Source organism: Yersinia sp. FDAARGOS_228, assembly GCF_002073315.2.
Lineage (GTDB): Bacteria > Pseudomonadota > Gammaproteobacteria > Enterobacterales > Enterobacteriaceae > Yersinia > Yersinia intermedia.
Genome location: NZ_CP020409.2, coordinates 863,370 through 883,116 on the forward strand (window position 1 = coordinate 863,370; position 19,747 = coordinate 883,116).

Genomic DNA, 19,747 nt, shown 5'->3' on the forward strand with positions numbered 1-19,747 from the left:
AGGATATTACCCAAAGTCATCGGCGTTACAGCCAGACAGCAAGCAAGTGGCAAATCAGTCGGGAACCGATTTGAATAGCACTTATGCCTGCCCGTAGCGAGCCTTAAGCATTAAGGGAAATTAACTGTCTATTGGATCGACATCTAGCGTCCACTTCACTTTACGGGCCTGCGGCAATGTATTGATTAGCGGCTGAGAGGTTTTAATCAGCCGTTGTAGCAATTGCCGTGACGGGTGCTGTAACAGCAATTGCCAACGGAAGCGCCCACTGCGTTTAGCCTGCAATGCGGGCACTGGCCCCATAATCCACAGCGCATCATCTTTGAGTGGGCTGGCTTCCAGCAAATTACGTAACTGTTGCAGGAACAGCGCGGATTGCTGGTTATCGTGATCTTCACTGCGCACGATGATATGGCTGGTATAAGGCGGTAAAAATACGCTTTTACGTTCCGCCAGCGCTTGTTTGGCAAACGCATCGTAGCCCTGTTGCAGCAAAATTTGCAGCAGTGGGTGTTCGGGGTGGTGCGTTTGTAAAATAACTTCCCCCTGCTTGCCCGCGCGCCCGGCCCGGCCTGAAACTTGTGTATAAAGCTGTGCGAACCGTTCTGCTGAGCGGAAATCCGCCGAGAATAGTGCGCCATCGACATCCAGTAAGGCCACGAGCGTAACATCAGGGAAGTGATGCCCTTTAGCCAGCATCTGGGTGCCAATCAAGATGCGCGCCCCTCCTTGATGGACATCCGCCAAATGTTGTTCCAACGAGCCTTTGCGGCTGGTGGTATCGCGGTCAATTCGAGTGATGGGGGTATCCGGGAATAGGGGAGCCAGTTCGTTCTCTAACTGCTCTGTGCCAACACCGACAGAAACCAGATGAGTTGAACCGCATTTGGGGCATTGCTGAGGCACCGGGCGCTGGCTGTCGCAGTGGTGGCAGCGCAACTGACGGTGATTTTGATGCAAGGTGTAATAGTGGTCACAGCGCTGGCATTCAGCAATCCAGCCACACTCATGGCACAGCAGGGCAGGGGCATAGCCACGGCGGTTCAGGAACAAAATCACCTGATTATCGGCCTGCAAATGGGTTTTCATCCGTTTTAGCAGTGGCTGAGAGAGGCCAACTTTAAGCGGCAAGCCTTTTAAATCGAGCAAATGCTGTACGGCGGGTTTGGCGTTCCCCGCCCGTTTAGACAGCGTTAACTGGCGATATTTACTCATTTGCACATTGTGCAGGGTCTCTAGCGCCGGGGTCGCGGTACCCATCACGATCGGAATGCCTTCTTCACGGGCGCGGAATACCGCTAAATCTCTGGCATGATAACGCCAGCCCTCTTGCTGCTTATAGGAACTGTCGTGTTCTTCATCGATAATAATAACCCCAAGGCGGGAAAACGGTGTAAACAGTGCCGAGCGGGTACCAATAACAATGGCGGCTTCGCCGTTACGTGCTCGCAGCCAAACGGACAACCGCTCGCTGTCATTTAAACCTGAATGGAGCACCTCAACGGGGGCGTTAAACCGTTCGCGAAAACGGGCGATAGTTTGCGGCGTCAGGCCTATCTCAGGGACTAAAACTAACGCCTGACGGCCTTGTGCCAGAATATTTTCCAGCACGCTCAGATAAACTTCCGTTTTACCTGAGCCGGTCACCCCAGCCAGCAGCCAGGCAGCAAACTGAGTGTCTTCACTGCGAATCGCCCCAACGGCGGTTGCCTGCTCGGTATTCAGCCGCAAGCGCTCACCCAGAACGGCGAAACCGTTGCGCCAATCGGTGGTCGCAACTTCCTGCGCCCGCAGATCAATTAACCCTTTACTGCGTAATGCCTGCAATGCGCTTTCGGTGAGTGCCATTTCATTAACTTGATGGCGATAGACCGGTTTTTGTAATAATGCGGCCAGCGCCTGTTGCTGCTTCGGCGCGCGTTTTAAGCTTTCCGGCGGCGTGGCTCGCCCTTGTTCGGTTGCGAACCACTGCCACAATGGTGCTGATTGCGCAGGCTTCCCTTGGCGTAACAGAATCGGCAGGGCATGGAATAGCACTTCACCTATCGGGTAGTGATAATACTCGGTGGCCCAGCAGAGAATGCGCCACAGGCTAGGTGGAAATAAGCTGCGGTCATCCAGAACGTCATCAATGGCTTTAAGCTGTTCAAGGGGGAAGGCGCTGGTATCACTGATACCCACCACAATTCCGATGGCTTTGCGTTTACCAAATGGCACACTGACGCGAGCACCGACCACCGGGCAGGCCATGGCGCTGTCTAAACGGTAATCAAAGCTACGGGCCAGTGGTACGGGTAATGCCACTTGAACAACGGACATGTGTTTTCATCCTGATAACTAAAATTGGTCTAAATAAGTACAATTGGCCTATACCCTAAATAATTCGAGTTGCAGGAAGGCGGCAAGCGAGAAAAGCCCGATGAGCTTACATGAGTAAGTGATTCGGGTTATTGAGCACAGCCAACGCACATGCAACTTGAAGTATGACGGGTATAAATAAAGATTGAACAGTTTACACTGAGTGCTTCACAATGTGCGGATTCGATTGCGCGGTTTGGTCAAATTCTGTATGATTCGCCGCCTTTGATATAATTCGATATCAAATCCTGTTAACAACCGTTGCTTAGTTTATCAGCGGCTGTTCGTTAACAATCAAATTGTTATTTATCAATCGTGTGGTGTCTGGCGGAACAGGGCTGGATAGCGACACGGCCTAAATATAGAGGTTTTCCATGAAACAAGGTATCCACCCTAAATACGATTTAGTTACTGCTTCTTGCTCTTGCGGTAACGTTATTAAGATCAACTCTACTGTTGGTCATGACCTGAATCTGGACGTGTGCGGCGAATGCCACCCGTTCTACACTGGCAAGCAGCGTGATGTTGCTACCGGTGGCCGTGTTGACCGCTTCAACAAGCGTTTCAGCGTGCCGGGTGCTAAGAAGTAATTATTGCCCGTCAGATGAAAAAGGCACCTTCGGGTGCCTTTTTCATTTCTACATTTCAGGTTCACTATGACTAATGAACCGAGTGGTAGTTGGGGATCAGTATTCCCAGGTATCGGGGTCAACACCCAATTCACGCATTAAAATTTTTGCGGCTTCCGGGATTTCATCGCTGCGTTCTTTCCGCAGGTCTTCGTCATTCGGCAGCGGCTGACCAGTAAATGCATGCAAAAAAGCCTCACACAACAATTCACTGTTGGTGGCGTGGCGCAGGTTATTCACCTGGCGACGGGTCCGTTCATCGGTGAGGATTTTCAATACCTTCAGCGGAATGGATACCGTAATTTTTTTGACCTGTTCGCTTTTCTTGCCGTGTTCAGCGTAAGGGCTGACATACTCGCCGTTCCACTCAGCCATGGGACACCTTAAATTTGTCGGAAAAATACAAAATTCTGAAAACCGGCTAATTATGCCCGATCTCCGCTGTTCTCACTAAATAAATGTCGATTTTACTAGAGCAACATCACCCATTTAATCATTTTGCTACTTATTGATAGCCGTTACCTTTCGATACGGTCTTTGCGGTTAAACAAAACACCACCGAAAACTCACTGACATCATTAAGATAGTTAAAGCCTCTACAATTTTAGCGGTTATTATTCCATTGCTCAATCTATACGCAAAGAAGTTTAGATGTCCAGATGTATTGACGTCCGTAATTTGTGCGTCTAATCTGGCGTAACATTTTCTCGATAACCGGCTGGTGGAAATCCATATGACGCGTAAACAGGCAACAATAGCAGTCCGTAGCGGGTTGAACGATGACGAGCAATACGGCTGCGTTGTCCCCCCGATTCATCTCTCCAGTACCTATAATTTTCTCGATTTTAATCAGCCACGGACTCACGACTATTCACGTCGCGGTAATCCGACACGCGATGTAGTACAGCGTGCACTGGCGGAACTGGAAGGTGGCGCGGGTGCAGTCATGACCAGCAGCGGGATGTCGGCGATTCATTTAGTTTGCACTACATTTCTAAAACCGGGTGACTTATTGGTTGCCCCACATGATTGTTACGGCGGCAGTTACCGTTTATTCGATAGCCTGAGCAAGCGTGGTGCCTATCGGGTGCTGTTTGTCGATCAGGGTGATGAAGCGGCACTGAGCCGAGCCTTGGCTGAAAAACCCAAGCTTATATTGATTGAAACCCCAAGTAATCCGCTGCTACGGGTGGTAGACATTGCGGCTATCTGCAAGGCGGCACACGCGGCAGGTGCTCTCACTGTTTGTGATAACACTTTCCTTAGTCCAGCCTTGCAGCAGCCACTCTCTTTAGGGGCGGATCTGGTGGTTCACTCCTGTACCAAATACCTGAATGGTCACTCTGATGTGGTCGCGGGTGCGGTAATTGCCAAAGATCCTGAACTGGTGGTTGAGCTGGCATGGTGGGCGAATAATATCGGTGTGACCGGTGCGGCATTTGATAGCTACCTGTTATTACGCGGTTTGCGCACATTATCGCCACGTATGGCTCAACAGCAACGTAACGCAGATGACATTGTCCGTTATTTACAGCAGCAGCCTTTAGTGAAAAAGCTGTATCATCCTTCTCTGCCACAACATCCCGGCCACGAAATTGCCTGCCGTCAGCAGTCTGGTTTTGGTGCGATGCTCAGTTTTGAGTTTGATGGCGATGAACAGCGACTGCGCCGCTTCCTCTCTGCTCTTGAGTTATTTACTCTGGCGGAGTCTTTGGGCGGTGTAGAAAGCCTGATTTCCCATGCCGCGACCATGACCCATGCCGGTATGGCACCTGAAGCACGCATTGCCGCAGGTATTACTGACAGCTTGTTGCGTATTTCCGTGGGTATTGAAGACAGCGAAGATTTGATTGCCGATTTGGAAAATGCTTTCCAGTTGGCGGGAACGAGGTAAGCATGAATGCAACAGCGGTAGCAGCGGCGGTGACCGGCCGTCAACTGCATAAGTTTGGTGGTAGTAGCCTTGCGGATGTGAAGTGTTACCTGCGGGTGGCCAATATTATGGCCAATTACAGTCATCCCGGTGATCTGATGGTGGTGTCTGCGGCAGGTAGTACCACCAACCAACTGATTAGCTGGTTGAAACTGAGCCAAAGTGATCGTCTCTCTGCTCATCAGGTGCAACAGAATTTACGTCGTTATCAACATGATCTGATCAGTGGCTTATTGCCGCCAGAAGTGGCCGAGCCGCTGATCAGTGAGTTTATCCGTGATTTAGAGCGCCTGGCTGGTCTGCTGGATAGCAAAGTAGATGATGCAATTTATGCCGAAGTCGTGGGCCATGGCGAGATTTGGTCTGCCCGCTTGATGGCGGCGGTCTTGAACAAGCTGGATATGAACGCCACCTGGCTGGATGCCCGCAGTTTCCTGCGTGCAGAGCGTGCGGCGCAACCACAAATCGATGAAGGCCGCTCTTACCCGTTGTTGCAACAATTAATGGCCCAGCATCCGCATCAGCGTTTGGTGGTCACAGGGTTTATCTCGCGCAGTAATTCCGGTGAAACCGTGCTGCTGGGGCGTAACGGCAGTGACTACTCGGCGACACAAGTTGGGGCGCTGGCGGGTGTCGAGCGCGTGACCATCTGGAGTGATGTTGCTGGGGTATACAGTGCTGACCCGCGCAAAGTAAAAGATGCTTGCCTGTTACCGTTATTGCGGTTGGATGAAGCCAGTGAACTGGCACGTCTGGCGGCACCAGTACTGCATACCCGCACGCTACAGCCAGTTTCAGGCAGTGATATCGATTTACAACTGCGTTGTAGCTATCAGCCAGAGCAAGGTTCAACCCGTATCGAGCGTGTATTGGCGTCAGGGTCGGGGGCAAAAATTGTCACCAGCCATGATGACGTCTGCCTGATCGAATTGCAGATTGCCAGTCATCACGATTTTTCGCTGGCTCAAAAAGAGATCGATTTGCTGCTTAAACGTGCGCAAATCAAACCGCTAGCTACCGGTATTCACCCTGACCGCAATCTGTTGCAACTCTGCTATACCTCCGAAGTGGTTAACAGTGCACTAAGAGTGCTGGAAGATGCCACGCTGCCTGGGAAATTATCCCTGCGCGAAGGGCTGGCCTTGGTTGCACTGGTGGGTGCGGGGGTGTGCAAAAACCCACTGCACAGCCATCGTTTCTACCAACAGCTAAAAGATCAGCCGGTTGAGTTCATCTGGCAGGCAGAAGATGGGATCAGTATGGTGGCGGTTTTGCGCCTTGGGCCGACCGAACACTTGATTCAGGGCTTGCACCAGTCACTGTTCCGCGCAGAAAAACGTATTGGTCTGATGCTGTTTGGCAAAGGTAATATTGGCGCTCGCTGGCTGGAACTGTTCGCCCGCGAGCAAAAGAATATCTCGGCGCGCAGTGGTTTTGAGTTTGTGCTGGCAGGTGTGGTGGATAGCCGCCGCAGCCTGTTAAGTTACGATGGGCTGGATGCCAGTCGGACCTTGGCATTTTATGATGACGAAGCCAAAGAGCAGGATGAGGAATCGCTGTTCTTATGGATGCGAGCACACCCGTTTGATGATTTGGTGGTGCTGGATGTGACCGCCAGTGAATCGCTGGCAGAGCAATATCTGGATTTTGCCAGCTACGGTTTCCACGTGATCAGTGCGAACAAATTGGCTGGTGCATCCAGCAGCAATAACTATCGCCAAATTCGCGATGCTTTTGCCAAAACAGGCCGCCACTGGCTATATAACGCCACGGTGGGGGCGGGGTTACCGGTTAACCACACGGTGCGTGACCTGCGTGATAGCGGCGACAGTATTCTGGCGATCAGCGGTATCTTCTCTGGCACGTTGTCGTGGTTATTCCTGCAATTTGACGGTACGGTGCCCTTTACCGAGTTAGTCGATCAAGCCTGGCAACAAGGTTTGACCGAGCCAGACCCGCGGGTGGATCTTTCCGGCCAGGATGTGATGCGTAAACTGGTGATTTTGGCCCGTGAAGCAGGTTATGACATTGAACCCAATCAGGTACGGGTAGAATCACTGGTTCCGGCTGGTGCTGATGTGGGTTCCGTGGATCAGTTCTTTGAAAATGGCGAAGCATTGAATCAGCAAATGATCCAGCGCTTAGAAGCCGCAAATGAGATGGGGTTGGTGTTACGTTACGTGGCACGCTTTGATGCTAATGGTAAGGCTCGTGTGGGCGTTGAAGCGGTACGTGCTGACCATCCGCTGGCCTCGTTGCTGCCGTGCGATAACGTCTTTGCCATTGAGAGCCGTTGGTATCGCGATAACCCACTGGTTATTCGTGGCCCAGGTGCCGGGCGTGATGTTACTGCCGGTGCCATTCAGTCTGATTTAAACCGTCTGTCTCAATTGCTGTAATTTGCATTAATTCGCCTCTTCTGCTTAAGCGGAGGAGGCGAAATTACCTCTTTAACCCATTCCCTCTTTAACACCGCTCCCCAATAACGCCTATTGCTGGCAGAGAGTAAGCGAACGTGGCGAACCCTCGTAACTTCAGGGGTTAAAGGTCTACATGAATTTTCCGCGTATTGCGTGTGAAGATTAATCATCGTCCTAAACTTATTTAAAAGTTGACTCTTTAGCCAACTTCCGTCATTTTCTATTTAGCCGTCTAAACGTATAGACGCTCATAATGAGCGGTAACAAATAACATAAGTCGTTATAACGACAATGGAGTGACAGGGTATGAGTTTTTTCCACGCCAACCAGCGGGAAGCGCTGAATCAAAGTCTGGCAGAATTGCAGGGTCAGATTAATGTTTCTTTTGAGTTTTTCCCGCCGCGTACCAGCGAGATGGAAGAGACTTTGTGGAACTCAATCGACCGTCTGAGCACCCTGAAACCCAAGTTTGTTTCGGTCACTTATGGCGCGAACTCCGGCGAGCGCGATCGTACTCATAGCATCATTAAAGGGATAAAAGAGCGCACTGGCCTTGAAGCTGCACCGCATCTGACCTGCATTGATGCTTCACCGACTCAGTTACGTGATATTGCCACCGATTACTGGAACAGCGGTATCCGCCACATTGTTGCTCTGCGAGGGGATTTGCCACCGAATAGTGGTAAGCCAGAAATGTACGCATCTGATTTGGTGACCTTGCTGAAAGACGTAGGGGATTTTGATATCTCGGTTGCGGCTTATCCAGAAGTTCATCCTGAAGCCAAAAGCGCGCAGGCTGATCTGATCAACCTTAAGCGCAAGATTGATGCAGGCGCTAACCGGGCGATTACCCAGTTCTTCTTTGATGTTGAGAGTTATCTGCGTTTCCGCGATCGCTGTGTGGCCACCGGCATTGACGTTGAAATCGTACCGGGCATTTTACCGGTATCCAACTTTAAACAGCTTCAGCGCTTTGCCACTATGACCAACGTGCGGGTACCACACTGGATGAGCAGTATTTTCGAAGGGCTGGATGACGACCCTGAGACGCGCAAAATGGTGGGTGCTTCAGTGGCGATGGATATGGTGAAGATTTTAAGCCGTGAAGGGGTAAAGGATTTCCATTTCTATACCTTGAATCGGGCAGAGTTGAGTTATGCGATTTGCCATACCCTTGGGGTGAGACCGTAAGTTGTTAAAGGGGCGCTGGCCCCTTTTCATCATAATCATCAAGCAAACAAAAGATAATCAGGGGAATCGCTTCCCCCAAAATCAATGGCTAACCTGTATTGCGCATCCCCGCAGCAACACCGGCAATCGTCACCATCAACGCCTGCTCAACACGGGCATCTGGGTGCTCATGCTGGCGCGAACGGTGCAACAGCTCAGCTTGCAGCACGTTCAGTGGGTCGGTATACACATTACGCAATGCGATTGACTCTGCAATCCACGGCAAATCAGCCATTAAGTGATCATCGTTGGCGATAGCCAGCACCACTTTAATATCCGCTGCTAGCTGGTCGCGTAATTGCTGACCCAATGGCCACAGTGATTTATCCACCAAACGTTGGTCATAATACTCTGCCAGCCACAAATCAGCTTTGGCGAACACCATTTCCAGCATCCCGATACGGGTAGAGAAGAATGGCCAGTCACGACACATCGTGGCTAATGCTTCTTTCTTCCCGGCATCGATCGCTTTTTGCAAACCGGCACCCGCACCCAGCCAGGCTGGTAGCATCAGGCGGTTTTGTGTCCAGGCGAAAATCCACGGAATGGCGCGCAGACTCTCCACTCCGCCGTCCGCGCGGCGTTTGGCTGGGCGTGAACCCAATGGCAATTTGCCTAATTCCAGCTCTGGCGTAGCCGCGCGGAAGTAAGGGACAAACTCAGGGTTTTCACGCACATAGCCGCGATACATATCACAGGATGCGTCCGACAGCAGATCCATCACCTCAATCCACTCTTCCTTCGGTTCCGGTGGTGGCAGTAAATTAGCTTCCAGAATCGCACCAGCATAGAGTGCCAGGCTGCTAATAGTGACTTCCGGCAGACCGAATTTAAAGCGGATCATCTCGCCTTGTTCCGTGACGCGCAAGCCACCTTTTAAGCTACCCGGAGGCTGAGAGAGCAGGGCTGCATGTGCAGGGGCACCGCCACGTCCGATAGAACCGCCACGACCGTGGAACAAGGTCAGGGAGATACCGGCTTTCTCGCAGGTTTTGATCAATGCATCTTGCGCCCGATATTGCGCCCAGGATGCAGCCATCACGCCAGCATCTTTTGCTGAGTCGGAATAGCCAATCATTACCATTTGCTTGCCTTGGATCAGGCCGCGATACCAGTCGATATTTAGCAACTGGGTCATTACTTCATCGGCATTGTTCAGGTCATCAAGGGTTTCGAACAATGGCGCAACGGGCAGAGTGAAAGGGCAACCCGCTTCTTTCAGCAGCAAATGCACTGCCAGCACGTCTGATGGCACTTTAGCCATGGAGATAACGTAAGCGGCGATGGAGCCTTGCGGTGCTTCAGCAATCACCCGGCACGTTTCCAGCACTTCTTGTGTATCAGCGCTCGGTTCCCATTTTAGCGGAACCAGTGGGCGCTTGGAGTTCAGTTCGCGCACCAGGAAGGCTTGTTTGTCCGCCTCAGACCAGCTTTCATAATCGCCAAGGCCCAGATAACGAGTCAGTTCAGCAATGGCATTGGTGTGGCGGGTACTTTCCTGGCGCACATCGATACGCACCAATGGCACACCGAAGCAGCGCACACGGCGCAGGGTATCCAGCAGTTGGCCGTTAGCAATGATCTCCATACCACAGGCTTTCAGAGACTGATAACAGGCGTAAAGCGGATCCCACAGTTGGTCATTACTGACCAGCAAATCAGTCGGCGGCAAGACACGCTCACCTTTCAAACGGCCTTCCAGATAAGCCTGAGTATTGGTCAACTGGGTACGGACGCGTTTCATTAATTCGCGGTAAGGTTCGACCACCTCTTCGCCACCGGCCAGTTCACGCAGTTCCGGGGTGCATTCCGACATCGAAAGCTCTGACACCAGCACCTGAATATCGCGCAGGAACAGATCGGTGGCTTTCCAACGGCTGAGTAACAGCACATGGCGGGTAATTTCGGCGGTCACGTTCGGGTTACCGTCACGGTCACCGCCCATCCAAGAGGTAAAGCGGATTGGCACGGCTTCTACTGGCAAGCGGTAATCGAGCGAGTTTTGTAACTGCTCGTTAAACTCACGCAGAAATGCGGGCACACCTTCCCACAGGCTGTTTTCAACCACGGCAAAGCCCCATTTGGCTTCATCGACTGGGGAAGGGCGTATTTTACGAATTTCGTCAGTATGCCATGATTGTGCGACTAACTGGCGCAAACGACGCATGATCTTGTTGCGTTCGTAATCGGCTAAGTCATTGTGATCCAACTGGCTCAGGCAGGTATTCACTTCCACCAGTTTATGGATCAGGGTGCGGCGGGTGATTTCGGTTGGATGAGCGGTTAACACCAACTCAATGGATAACTCATCAACCGCGCTGCGCATATCTTTCTCGCTCAGCTTTTTATCTTTTAAGCGCGTGAAAAGCTGAGCCAGCGCTTCTGGGTTACTTGCGGCTTCACCGTGTGGTGAAATACTGTGATATTGCTCTGCCGTATTCGTCAGATTGAGGAATTGGCTAAAAGCACGGGCTACTGGCAGCAGCTCGTCGTTGGACAGATTTTGCAGCGTGGTCAGCAGTTCCTGACGGCTTGCTTCATTACCAGCACGCGAAGATTTGGATAATTTACGGATGGTTTCTACTTTTTCAAGGATGTGTTCACCAAGCGCTTCTTTGATGGTGTCCCCGAGTAGCGTACCGAGCATACTGACGTTACTTCGCATTGCGGAATATTGTTCGTTCATATGACCCCTGACCCATATCCCCTTCGCCATTGACGCCGCAGGGTTGTTAGCTGCGTTCACTCACCCGAATCACTGACTGGTGTCAGCTCATCGGGATTAATGAGCCTCAAAGAGGCTCACCCTGCGGGCTAGCATAAATGCTGTTCAAATCGGTCATCAACCGATTTGTCTTTCACTTGCTGCCTACCTGCAACGCCAATGACTTTGGGTATAAACTTTTATGGTTTCTTTTTGTAAATTAATTTCACCCAAAAGGCCGAGATGGACAATTCCACTCGCCACGTTCAATTCCATACTCCAATTGACACTATTTTTAGCAAAAAAACATCAATTTTAGGGATATTGCTGAAATTTAATTACCAAGGTCAGGTTATCAGTCTTCCTAATAGGCAAAATTGATCGCCTACCCCATAAGAGGTAATTACTGCTGGCAGAAATGGTCAACCAACTGACCAATCAGCTCGCGGGTTGGCTCGATAAAGGCCACATCGATAAATTCATCTGGCTGATGGGCCTGATCGATCGAGCCGGGTCCCAGCACCAAGGTTGGGCACACTTGCTGGATAAACGGCGCTTCGGTGCAGTAGTTCACCACCGCAGTACGCTCACCCAATAATTTCTCAATAACCCCTACCATATGGTGATCGGTTGGGCATTCATAGCCTGGGATCGGCGGATGCAGTTCGTCAATGCTCAAACGGCCCGGCCAGCGTTGACTTACCGGAGCCAGCGCTTCGGTCATCAACCCGTTCAGATCACTTAATGTCAGGCCTGGCAACGGGCGGATATCCATATGCAATTCACAGCAAGCACAGATACGGTTTGCCGCATCACCGCCGTTAATATGACCAAAATTCATGGTGGGATACGGAATGGTAAACGCCGGATTGTGATAACGCTCTTGCAACCTGGTGCGCAGCTTCATCAATTCAGTGATAGATTCATGCATTAAATCAATGGCATTAACCCCACGAGCCGGATCGCTAGAGTGCCCGGACTGGCCGGTAATACGAATAGCATTGGAAATATGCCCTTTGTGCGCCCGCACCGGTTGCAGCGAGGTTGGCTCACCGATAATGGCAAAGTCTGGGCGCAACTGGCTGGAGGCGGCAAAATAGCGCGCGCCCGCCATGGTAGTTTCTTCATCGGCGGTCGCCAGAATATACAGTGGCTTGCTCAGTTTGCTGGCATCGATATCGCGCACCGCATCCAGAATAAAAGCAAAAAAGCCTTTCATGTCGGCGGTACCTAAACCATACAACTTATTGTCATGTTCGGTCAGGGTGAACGGGTCACGGGTCCAACGCCCTTCATCAAAAGGCACCGTATCGGTATGGCCCGCCAGCAATAATCCACCATTGCCTTTTCCGATGTTTTTTTCACCAATAGAGGCAAGCAGATTAAATTTGTGGCGTGTATCGGGCACGGGTTGGATCTCGACGCGAAAACCCAAGTCTGCAAACCATCCGGCCAACAAGTTGATTAACGCCTCATTACTTTGATCGAGAGCGCTATCGGTTGCGCTGATCGATGGCGTCGCGATTAACGCCCGATACAGCTCAATAAATGGAGGTAATTTCATCTTCACTGTTGACAGCCTTTGGTTAGGATAGTATCAATATTCATGCAGTAATTATGAATAAAAATACATTAAGCTTGAGCGTAAGGGAACCGAAAAACACCCTTAAATTTACGAAAATGTCAACGCTCAATCACGAGGGGAACAGCAAAACCTTGCTGAAAACCCAAATACCGGTTTTGACTACTTATGTCTTTATACCGAATTACATTTTTGTACCCAAAGTACTTGGCGTTGCAGGTAGGCAGCAAGTGAGTAATGAGCACTGCTGCAACGTCAAGTACGAAGGGTAAGGTGAACTGAACCCATGTTGAATACGCTAATTGTTGGTGCCAGTGGTTATGCCGGAGCCGAGCTTACGGCTTACCTGAGTCGTCACCCACATATGAACATAACCGGTTTAACGGTTTCAGCGCAAAGTGCAGATGCAGGAAAATTACTTTCTGACCTGCATCCGCAGCTAAAAGGCATTATTGATCTCCCGCTGCAACCCTTGGTGGATGTGGCTCAGGCGGCAAAAGGGGTTGATGTTGTGTTCCTCGCCACCGCCCATGAGGTCAGTCATGATTTAGCGCCACAATTTTTAGCTGCCGGTTGTGTCGTATTCGATCTCTCCGGTGCGTTTCGGGTGAAAGATGCGGCGTTTTACCGCCAGTATTATGGTTTTGAACATAAACATCCCGATTGGCTGGATAAAGCCGTTTATGGGCTAGCTGAATGGCAGGCAGAAGAGATTAAGCAGGCACAGTTGATCGCCGTTCCTGGCTGCTATCCAACCGCATCACAATTAGCGCTTAAGCCGTTGGTTGATAATAAATTATTGAATGAAGCACAGTGGCCGGTGATTAATGCAGTCAGTGGCGTCAGCGGCGCAGGGCGTAAGGCCAGTATCGGCAACAGTTTCTGTGAAGTCAGTTTGCAGCCATACGGCTTGTTCAATCATCGTCATCACCCAGAAATTGTAGCTCACCTTGGCACACCCGTTATTTTTACCCCCCACTTGGGTAATTTCGCCCGCGGTATTCTGGCGACCATTACCTGCCGCCTGAACGCGGGTGTGACGGCGCAAGATATTGCTGACGCGTATCACCATGCTTATCAGGATAAACCGCTGGTGCGGTTGTATCAGCACGGTGTTCCCGCGTTGAAAGCAGTGGTTGGTTTGCCTTTCTGCGATATCGGTTTCTCAGTGCAAGGCGAACATTTAATTATTGTCGCCACTGAAGATAACCTACTGAAAGGTGCGGCAGCTCAGGCTGTGCAATGCATGAATATACGTTTTGGTTTTACAGAAACCGAGTCTCTGTTGTGGGGCAAGGTAAGTCACTAGCCGAAATAACTGGTTGCGGTCATGCGAACCAATTGCGTTCATGCCGCAGACCTATGAATTTTTACCCGATTAAATAAGGCGCAAAAAAATGAATCCGTTAGTCATTAAATTAGGTGGCGTATTGCTCGACAGCGAAGAAGCGCTGGAACGCCTGTTTACTGCATTGGTGACTTATCGCGAGAAGCATGAGCGCCCGCTAGTGATTATGCACGGTGGCGGTTGTCTGGTTGACGATCTGATGAAAAAACTCGCTTTGCCGGTAGTGAAGAAAAACGGCTTGCGTGTCACCCCTGCTGACCAGATTGATATTATTACCGGCGCACTGGCAGGCACCGCTAACAAAACCCTGCTGGCTTGGGCGGTAAAACATAACATTAATGCTGTTGGCTTGTGTTTGGGCGATGGCGGAACCGTATCGGTAACGCTACTGGATGCCGAATTGGGGCATGTGGGTAACGCTCAACCGGGTTCACCTGCGTTAGTGCAAACCTTGCTGGCTGCGGATTACATGCCCATTATCAGTTCTATTGGTATTACTGCCGACGGCCAACTGATGAATGTGAATGCCGATCAGGCGGCCACCGCGTTAGCCGCCACCCTTGGGGCTGATTTGATTTTACTGTCTGATGTTAGCGGCATTCTGGATGGCAAAGGCCAACGGATTGCTGAAATGACGGCGCAAAAGGCCGAGCAACTCATTGCTCAGGGCATCATTACCGATGGTATGGTAGTTAAAGTGAATGCAGCGCTGGATGCAGCACGCTCATTAGGCCGCCCGGTAGATATTGCCAGTTGGCGTCATGCGGATCAGTTACCGGCACTGTTTAATGGTGAGCCAATTGGCACGCGTATTCTGGCCTAAATACCCTTCTTATTTGAAGTTGCAGCGGTGTTAGCGGCTCTTACTCACCCGAATCACTGGCTTGAGTCAGCTCAACGGGATTTGTGCGTTTGCTGCCTTGCTGCCACTCCAACTACTTTGGGTATATTATGAGTTTTTATTCTGAAACTAGGGAAGAAAGATTATGGCATTGTGGGGCGGGCGGTTTAGTCAGGCGGCAGATCAGCGTTTCAAGCAATTCAACGATTCACTGCGGTTTGATTACCGGCTAGCGGAGCAGGATATTACCGGTTCTGTTGCCTGGTCAAAAGCACTGGTGACGGTTGGGGTATTAACGGCTACCGAACAGCAACAACTGGAGCAGGCACTTGATGCATTGCTGGCAGAAGTGCAGGCTGATCCACAGGCTATTTTGCACAGTGATGCCGAAGATATTCACAGTTGGGTTGAAACCAAACTGATTGATAAAGTGGGTGATTTAGGCAAAAAACTGCATACCGGCCGTAGCCGTAATGATCAGGTAGCGACCGATCTGAAATTGTGGTGCAAGTTCCAGATCACTGAATTACAAACTGCGGTGAAGCAGTTGCAGCAGGTGTTGGTTGCCACAGCCGAAGCGAATCAGGATGCGGTGATGCCGGGTTATACCCACTTGCAACGTGCGCAACCAGTGACTTTTGCTCACTGGTGCCTGGCATATGCAGAAATGCTGTCTCGTGACCAAAGCCGCCTGCAAGATACCCTGACGCGCTTGGATGTTAGCCCGTTAGGCAGTGGCGCATTGGCAGGTACTGCCTATGCCATCGATCGCGAACAACTGGCTGGCTGGTTAGGCTTTGCCTCTGCCACTCGCAACAGCCTCGACAGTGTTTCAGACCGCGACCACGTCTTAGAACTACTGTCTGATGCCAGCATCGGCATGGTGCATTTATCTCGTTTTGCTGAGGATCTGATCTTCTTCAATAGCGGCGAAGCGGCTTTCGTTGATTTATCCGATCGCGTGACCTCCGGTTCTTCGCTGATGCCACAGAAGAAAAACCCAGATGCGTTGGAATTAATCCGCGGTAAATGTGGCCGGGTACAGGGTGCATTGACCGGAATGATGATGACGCTGAAAGGCTTGCCTCTTGCCTATAACAAAGACATGCAGGAAGACAAAGAAGGGCTGTTTGATGCGCTGGATACCTGGCTCGACTGCCTGCATATGGCGGCACTGGTGTTAGACGGTATTCAGGTAAAACGCCCACGTTGTAAAGAGGCGGCAGAACAGGGTTACGCTAACGCCACTGAGCTGGCTGATTATCTGGTCGCCAAAGGCGTACCCTTCCGTGAAGCGCACCATATTGTTGGTGAAGCCGTCGTTGAAGCTATTCGTCAGGGTAAAGCGCTGGAAGCATTATCACTGCTTGATTTGCAGAAGTTCAGCGCGGTGATTGGCGATGATGTCTATCCTATTCTGGCATTGCAATCTTGCCTGGATAAACGTGTTGCTAAAGGTGGCGTTTCGCCACAGCAGGTGGCTTATGCTATTGCAGAAGCGAAAGCACGCCTAATTTAATTAGTTAGCTATTAATATTGATAATGGGCCGCTTTATAGTGGCCCATTTTAAATTTAAAAGTATTAGAAATAAATTTCATGTTGCTTTTCATACTGTTTTATTTTAATTAGCGTTACACCAATAATTATTTTTACTTATTTTACGCATACGATAAAGCCAATATTTTCAGCCTAATAAGATTTTAATTTTAATATTCAGTTGAGTTTATACCTCTTAATGATTATGATAATCATTATCAACCAGTGGCGTTGTAGTGAAACCTCTACTAAGATTAAAAATAGAGACATATAATTCAAAATAGCCGAAAACCTATTTTATTCCTGCATTACCTGATCCATTAATAAAGTGGCTGGGCTGCTATTAGATTTAATTCTTTATGATTTTTCTATTTTGAAAAAGGTAAGTCATATCGTTAATTGATAATGACTTTTCTTTGTTCAAACCTCTCTGGTTGCCCGGCATTAGCTTTATTGCTGGTCATTATTACGTCTGCTATTCAATAACTAAATAGTTAACAGGTTAATTATATTCATATCGTAAGGATGAGATCTAATAAATGGACAATATAGTGAGAGATAAAAGAAAAATAATAACCTCAATGAATAAAATTGCCCTTGGTATATTTATAGCTCTGGCAACAGCGCAAGGCTATTCTGGCAAAGTTCGTGCGGAGGCAACGCTAACCCCTTCGGCTGAAAATGATATGGTATTGGATAAACTAAAAATAGAAGGTGTAAATAATTCCCAGGACGGTGACTGGGTATATGATGAGCTGCACTCCGTCAGTGAAATCTCTCGCGAACAACTGGATAATCGCCCTGCCCGCCATGCGGCAGATATATTGGAACAAACTCCCGGTGTCTATTCCAGCGTCAGCCAGCAAGACCCCGCGCTTTCCGTGAATATCCGTGGCATCCAAGACTACGGCCGCGTCAATATGAATATTGACGGCATGCGGCAAAACTTTATGAAAAGTGGCCATGGTCAGCGCCATGGTGTGATGTATATCGATCCAGAAATATTGAGTAGTGTTGTGATTGAAAAGGGGGCCACCAGCGGTATGGGCGGTGCTGGCGTCATTGGTGGGGTTGCCACCTTTAATACGGTCAATGCCAGTGATTTCCTCGAACCGGGCAAAGAACTGGGGGGGCAAATACGTGCCATGACCGGTGATAACGGCACTCAGTTTATTGGTGGTGGTATTCTGGCGCTGGGTAATGAATATGGTGATCTATTAATTGCTGCCAGTGAGCGCAATCTAAAAGATTATTGGCCCGGCAATAAAGGGGATATTGGTGCTCTTCGTTTTGGCAGAGAAGCCGCCCCACTTTTAGGCAGAGAAATTACAAATAACAAAGTTGAATTTGCCAACTATAAAATGAGCTCACAGCTCGCTAAACTGGGCTGGAATCTGCCCGCCGACCAACGGCTGGTACTCAGCTATTTGCAAACGCAAATAAATAGCCCCAATGCCAGTATGTTAACGCAGATTGTCGATAAGTCAGATCCCTACCGTAGAGATAGAATGGGCTGGAAAAAGAGCAGCGTAAGTGATGTGCTGAACCGTAATATAGGGTTGGATTATAGCCTCAAGCCTGAACATATTGCCTGGCTGGATGTGGCGGCTAAAATCTATTACGTTGATACCAATGATGAAACCGATACCCTGTGTTCTGATGCCGTTTTTTGTAAAAAGTTTTGGACTCAAACCCGTTTGAACACCCGTGGTTTACAACTGCAAAATACCAATTACTTTACCTTCGCCGACCACCATCAATTACAAGTCAAATATGGCCTCGAGTGGTTTAGTGACCGCTCCACCGGCAACTCAACTCAAGAAACAATGCTGGGTGTCACCCCACCCGGCAAGCGCACCATGACCAGCACCTTTGCCCAGTTGAATTACGAACATGCAGACTGGCTGCGGCTGGAAGGTGGCCTGCGTTATGATCAATTTCGCTTAAAGGGTAATACCTGGATGCAGAGCAAATCTTTCCTTGGCAACTATTCCCGTGAAAACCCATGCAACACAAAGATACATGAGCAACATCTCGCTGAAAACAGGCGGTGCTCCTATAATCACACGGTCAAAATGACCTGGGATGTGGATCGCCGTGAACAACAGCTTTCGCCCACCTTGGCTATCGGTATCAAACCTGGTGTGCAGTGGCTGGAGTTTTTTGGTAATTACGGCAAATCCTGGCGGCCACCGGCGATTACCGAAGTGCTGGCGACCGGCAGTGCACATGGTCACGGCTGGATTTTGCCCAATCCGTTTCTGGCCGCAGAGCATTCCAAAGCCTGGGAATCGGGCATTAATATTCAACACAGTAATCTGTTTAGTGAACAAGACCGCCTGGTGGCCAAAATGGCTTACTTTGATACCCGCGTCAGCAATTATATTAATCTTGAATTATCCAAGACCAAACCACTGCTAGGTTCCGGTTCCTTTGCAAATGCTACCTACATTAATAATTTATTGGCAGCCCGTTTTCGTGGTCTGGAATATCAATTAAGCTATGACATGGGTTTTTTTTATACCAGTTTAAATTATACCAGAATGATTGGTGTTAATAACTTTTGTTCTAAAAGGGCTTGGTTAGGTGGAGCGCAAACCTTTACATCTAATAAGGATGGTATTTATCCTCTCGAAAATGATAAAACAAACAATATGATTGATTGCTTGGCGGGGAATAACTTATTTGGTTCTTCTGCTTATTTGCCCGGTGATCGTGGTAGTTTAACTTTAGGTGGAAGATTATTTGATAAAAAGCTGGATCTCGGCACCATTATTCGCTATAACAAAGGACATCAAGACGCATCGGTTGTTAATAGCTACGGCCACGCTAATACCGCTTATGTTGCGGATTGGCCGAAATATACCTTATTTGATCTTTATGCTAGTTATAAGGTAACTAATAATTTAACTTTGCGTAGTACAATAGAAAATATAACTAATCGCGCTTATATAGTCAGTTATGGTGATTCACTTTCTTTTGCGCCAAATCGTGGTCGAACTATTCAGGGCGGTTTTGAATATAAATTTTAGTTATCAATGTTAAATATGAAACCTTAAATAAACATACTAAATATGAATTTAAAATCTTCAGATGGAATAATAACTTCGTCTGTAGTCACACTGACTCAGTGATGAGTCATATAATGGTTGTTAACAATAAGGA

12 protein-coding genes are annotated in these 19,747 nt (G+C 49.3%); 8 read left to right on the forward strand and 4 right to left on the reverse strand.

Annotated features, from left to right (window positions below; translation table 11 throughout):
- Nucleotides 1-120: 120 nt before the first annotated feature.
- Nucleotides 121-2,319, reverse strand: a complete 2,199-nt coding sequence (gene priA, locus A6J67_RS03950) for a primosomal protein N' (RefSeq protein ID WP_005190509.1) — start codon at nt 2,317-2,319, stop codon at nt 121-123.
- 413 nt (nt 2,320-2,732) lie between these two features.
- Between priA and rpmE the strand changes: the two genes are divergently transcribed.
- On the forward strand, nt 2,733-2,948 hold the full coding sequence (rpmE, locus tag A6J67_RS03955) for a 50S ribosomal protein L31 (protein ID WP_005163858.1): 216 nt from the start codon (nt 2,733-2,735) through the stop codon (nt 2,946-2,948).
- A 96-nt stretch (nt 2,949-3,044) separates the two neighbouring features.
- Here the strand turns inward: rpmE and metJ are convergent, their stop codons facing one another.
- Nucleotides 3,045-3,362 carry a met regulon transcriptional regulator MetJ gene (gene metJ / locus A6J67_RS03960; RefSeq protein WP_004392248.1) on the reverse strand — a complete coding sequence of 106 codons (318 nt, stop codon included), beginning with the start codon at nt 3,360-3,362 and terminating at the stop codon, nt 3,045-3,047.
- A 358-nt stretch (nt 3,363-3,720) separates the two neighbouring features.
- Between metJ and metB the strand changes: the two genes are divergently transcribed.
- The 3 genes from metB to metF all read left to right on the forward strand — a co-directional run bounded on the left by metB (nt 3,721) and on the right by metF (nt 8,531).
- A complete protein-coding gene (metB, locus tag A6J67_RS03965; RefSeq protein ID WP_050297726.1) occupies nt 3,721-4,881 on the forward strand; it encodes a cystathionine gamma-synthase in 1,161 nt (386 codons plus the stop codon).
- A gap of 2 nt (nt 4,882-4,883) precedes the next feature.
- Nucleotides 4,884-7,319 carry a bifunctional aspartate kinase/homoserine dehydrogenase II gene (locus tag A6J67_RS03970; RefSeq protein ID WP_005192192.1) on the forward strand — a complete coding sequence of 812 codons (2,436 nt, stop codon included), beginning with the start codon at nt 4,884-4,886 and terminating at the stop codon, nt 7,317-7,319.
- A 327-nt stretch (nt 7,320-7,646) separates the two neighbouring features.
- Complete coding sequence (gene metF / locus A6J67_RS03975) at nt 7,647-8,531, forward strand: methylenetetrahydrofolate reductase (protein WP_005192191.1); 885 nt, start codon at nt 7,647-7,649, stop codon at nt 8,529-8,531.
- An 88-nt stretch (nt 8,532-8,619) separates the two neighbouring features.
- On the opposite strand, the gene ppc is transcribed toward metF, so the two are convergent.
- A complete protein-coding gene (ppc, locus tag A6J67_RS03980; RefSeq protein WP_032907876.1) occupies nt 8,620-11,256 on the reverse strand; it encodes a phosphoenolpyruvate carboxylase in 2,637 nt (878 codons plus the stop codon).
- A gap of 421 nt (nt 11,257-11,677) precedes the next feature.
- A complete protein-coding gene (gene argE / locus A6J67_RS03985) occupies nt 11,678-12,838 on the reverse strand; it encodes an acetylornithine deacetylase (RefSeq protein ID WP_042568905.1) in 1,161 nt (386 codons plus the stop codon).
- Between the two features lie 304 nt (nt 12,839-13,142).
- On the opposite strand from argE, the gene argC reads away from it, so the two are divergent.
- The 4 genes from argC (at nt 13,143) to A6J67_RS04010 (ending at nt 19,614) form a co-directional block, all read left to right on the forward strand.
- Nucleotides 13,143-14,165, forward strand: a complete 1,023-nt coding sequence (gene argC, locus A6J67_RS03995) for an N-acetyl-gamma-glutamyl-phosphate reductase (protein ID WP_005192164.1) — start codon at nt 13,143-13,145, stop codon at nt 14,163-14,165.
- A gap of 88 nt (nt 14,166-14,253) precedes the next feature.
- Nucleotides 14,254-15,027: an acetylglutamate kinase gene (gene argB / locus A6J67_RS04000; RefSeq protein ID WP_005192161.1), complete on the forward strand. Its 774-nt coding sequence runs from the start codon at nt 14,254-14,256 to the stop codon at nt 15,025-15,027.
- A 163-nt stretch (nt 15,028-15,190) separates the two neighbouring features.
- Complete coding sequence (gene argH, locus A6J67_RS04005) at nt 15,191-16,564, forward strand: argininosuccinate lyase (protein WP_050297727.1); 1,374 nt, start codon at nt 15,191-15,193, stop codon at nt 16,562-16,564.
- A 557-nt stretch (nt 16,565-17,121) separates the two neighbouring features.
- Nucleotides 17,122-19,614, forward strand: coding sequence for a TonB-dependent hemoglobin/transferrin/lactoferrin family receptor (locus A6J67_RS04010; RefSeq protein ID WP_192945359.1), 2,493 nt, complete (start codon nt 17,122-17,124; stop codon nt 19,612-19,614).
- The last annotated feature ends 133 nt before the right edge of the window (nt 19,615-19,747 follow it).

Bases quoted from the DNA above. Each gene is read 5' to 3' on its own strand.
- A6J67_RS04010 (WP_192945359.1), top strand. From the start codon at position 17,122: ATGGACAATATAGTGAGAGATAAAAGAAAAATAATAACCTCAATGAAT.
- metJ (WP_004392248.1), bottom strand. From the start codon at position 3,362: ATGGCTGAGTGGAACGGCGAGTATGTCAGCCCTTACGCTGAACACGGC.
- rpmE (WP_005163858.1), top strand. From the start codon at position 2,733: ATGAAACAAGGTATCCACCCTAAATACGATTTAGTTACTGCTTCTTGC.
- argE (WP_042568905.1), bottom strand. From the start codon at position 12,838: ATGAAATTACCTCCATTTATTGAGCTGTATCGGGCGTTAATCGCGACG.
- metF (WP_005192191.1), top strand. From the start codon at position 7,647: ATGAGTTTTTTCCACGCCAACCAGCGGGAAGCGCTGAATCAAAGTCTG.
- argH (WP_050297727.1), top strand. From the start codon at position 15,191: ATGGCATTGTGGGGCGGGCGGTTTAGTCAGGCGGCAGATCAGCGTTTC.
- metB (WP_050297726.1), top strand. From the start codon at position 3,721: ATGACGCGTAAACAGGCAACAATAGCAGTCCGTAGCGGGTTGAACGAT.
- argC (WP_005192164.1), top strand. From the start codon at position 13,143: ATGTTGAATACGCTAATTGTTGGTGCCAGTGGTTATGCCGGAGCCGAG.
- ppc (WP_032907876.1), bottom strand. From the start codon at position 11,256: ATGAACGAACAATATTCCGCAATGCGAAGTAACGTCAGTATGCTCGGT.
- priA (WP_005190509.1), bottom strand. From the start codon at position 2,319: ATGTCCGTTGTTCAAGTGGCATTACCCGTACCACTGGCCCGTAGCTTT.
- A6J67_RS03970 (WP_005192192.1), top strand. From the start codon at position 4,884: ATGAATGCAACAGCGGTAGCAGCGGCGGTGACCGGCCGTCAACTGCAT.
- argB (WP_005192161.1), top strand. From the start codon at position 14,254: ATGAATCCGTTAGTCATTAAATTAGGTGGCGTATTGCTCGACAGCGAA.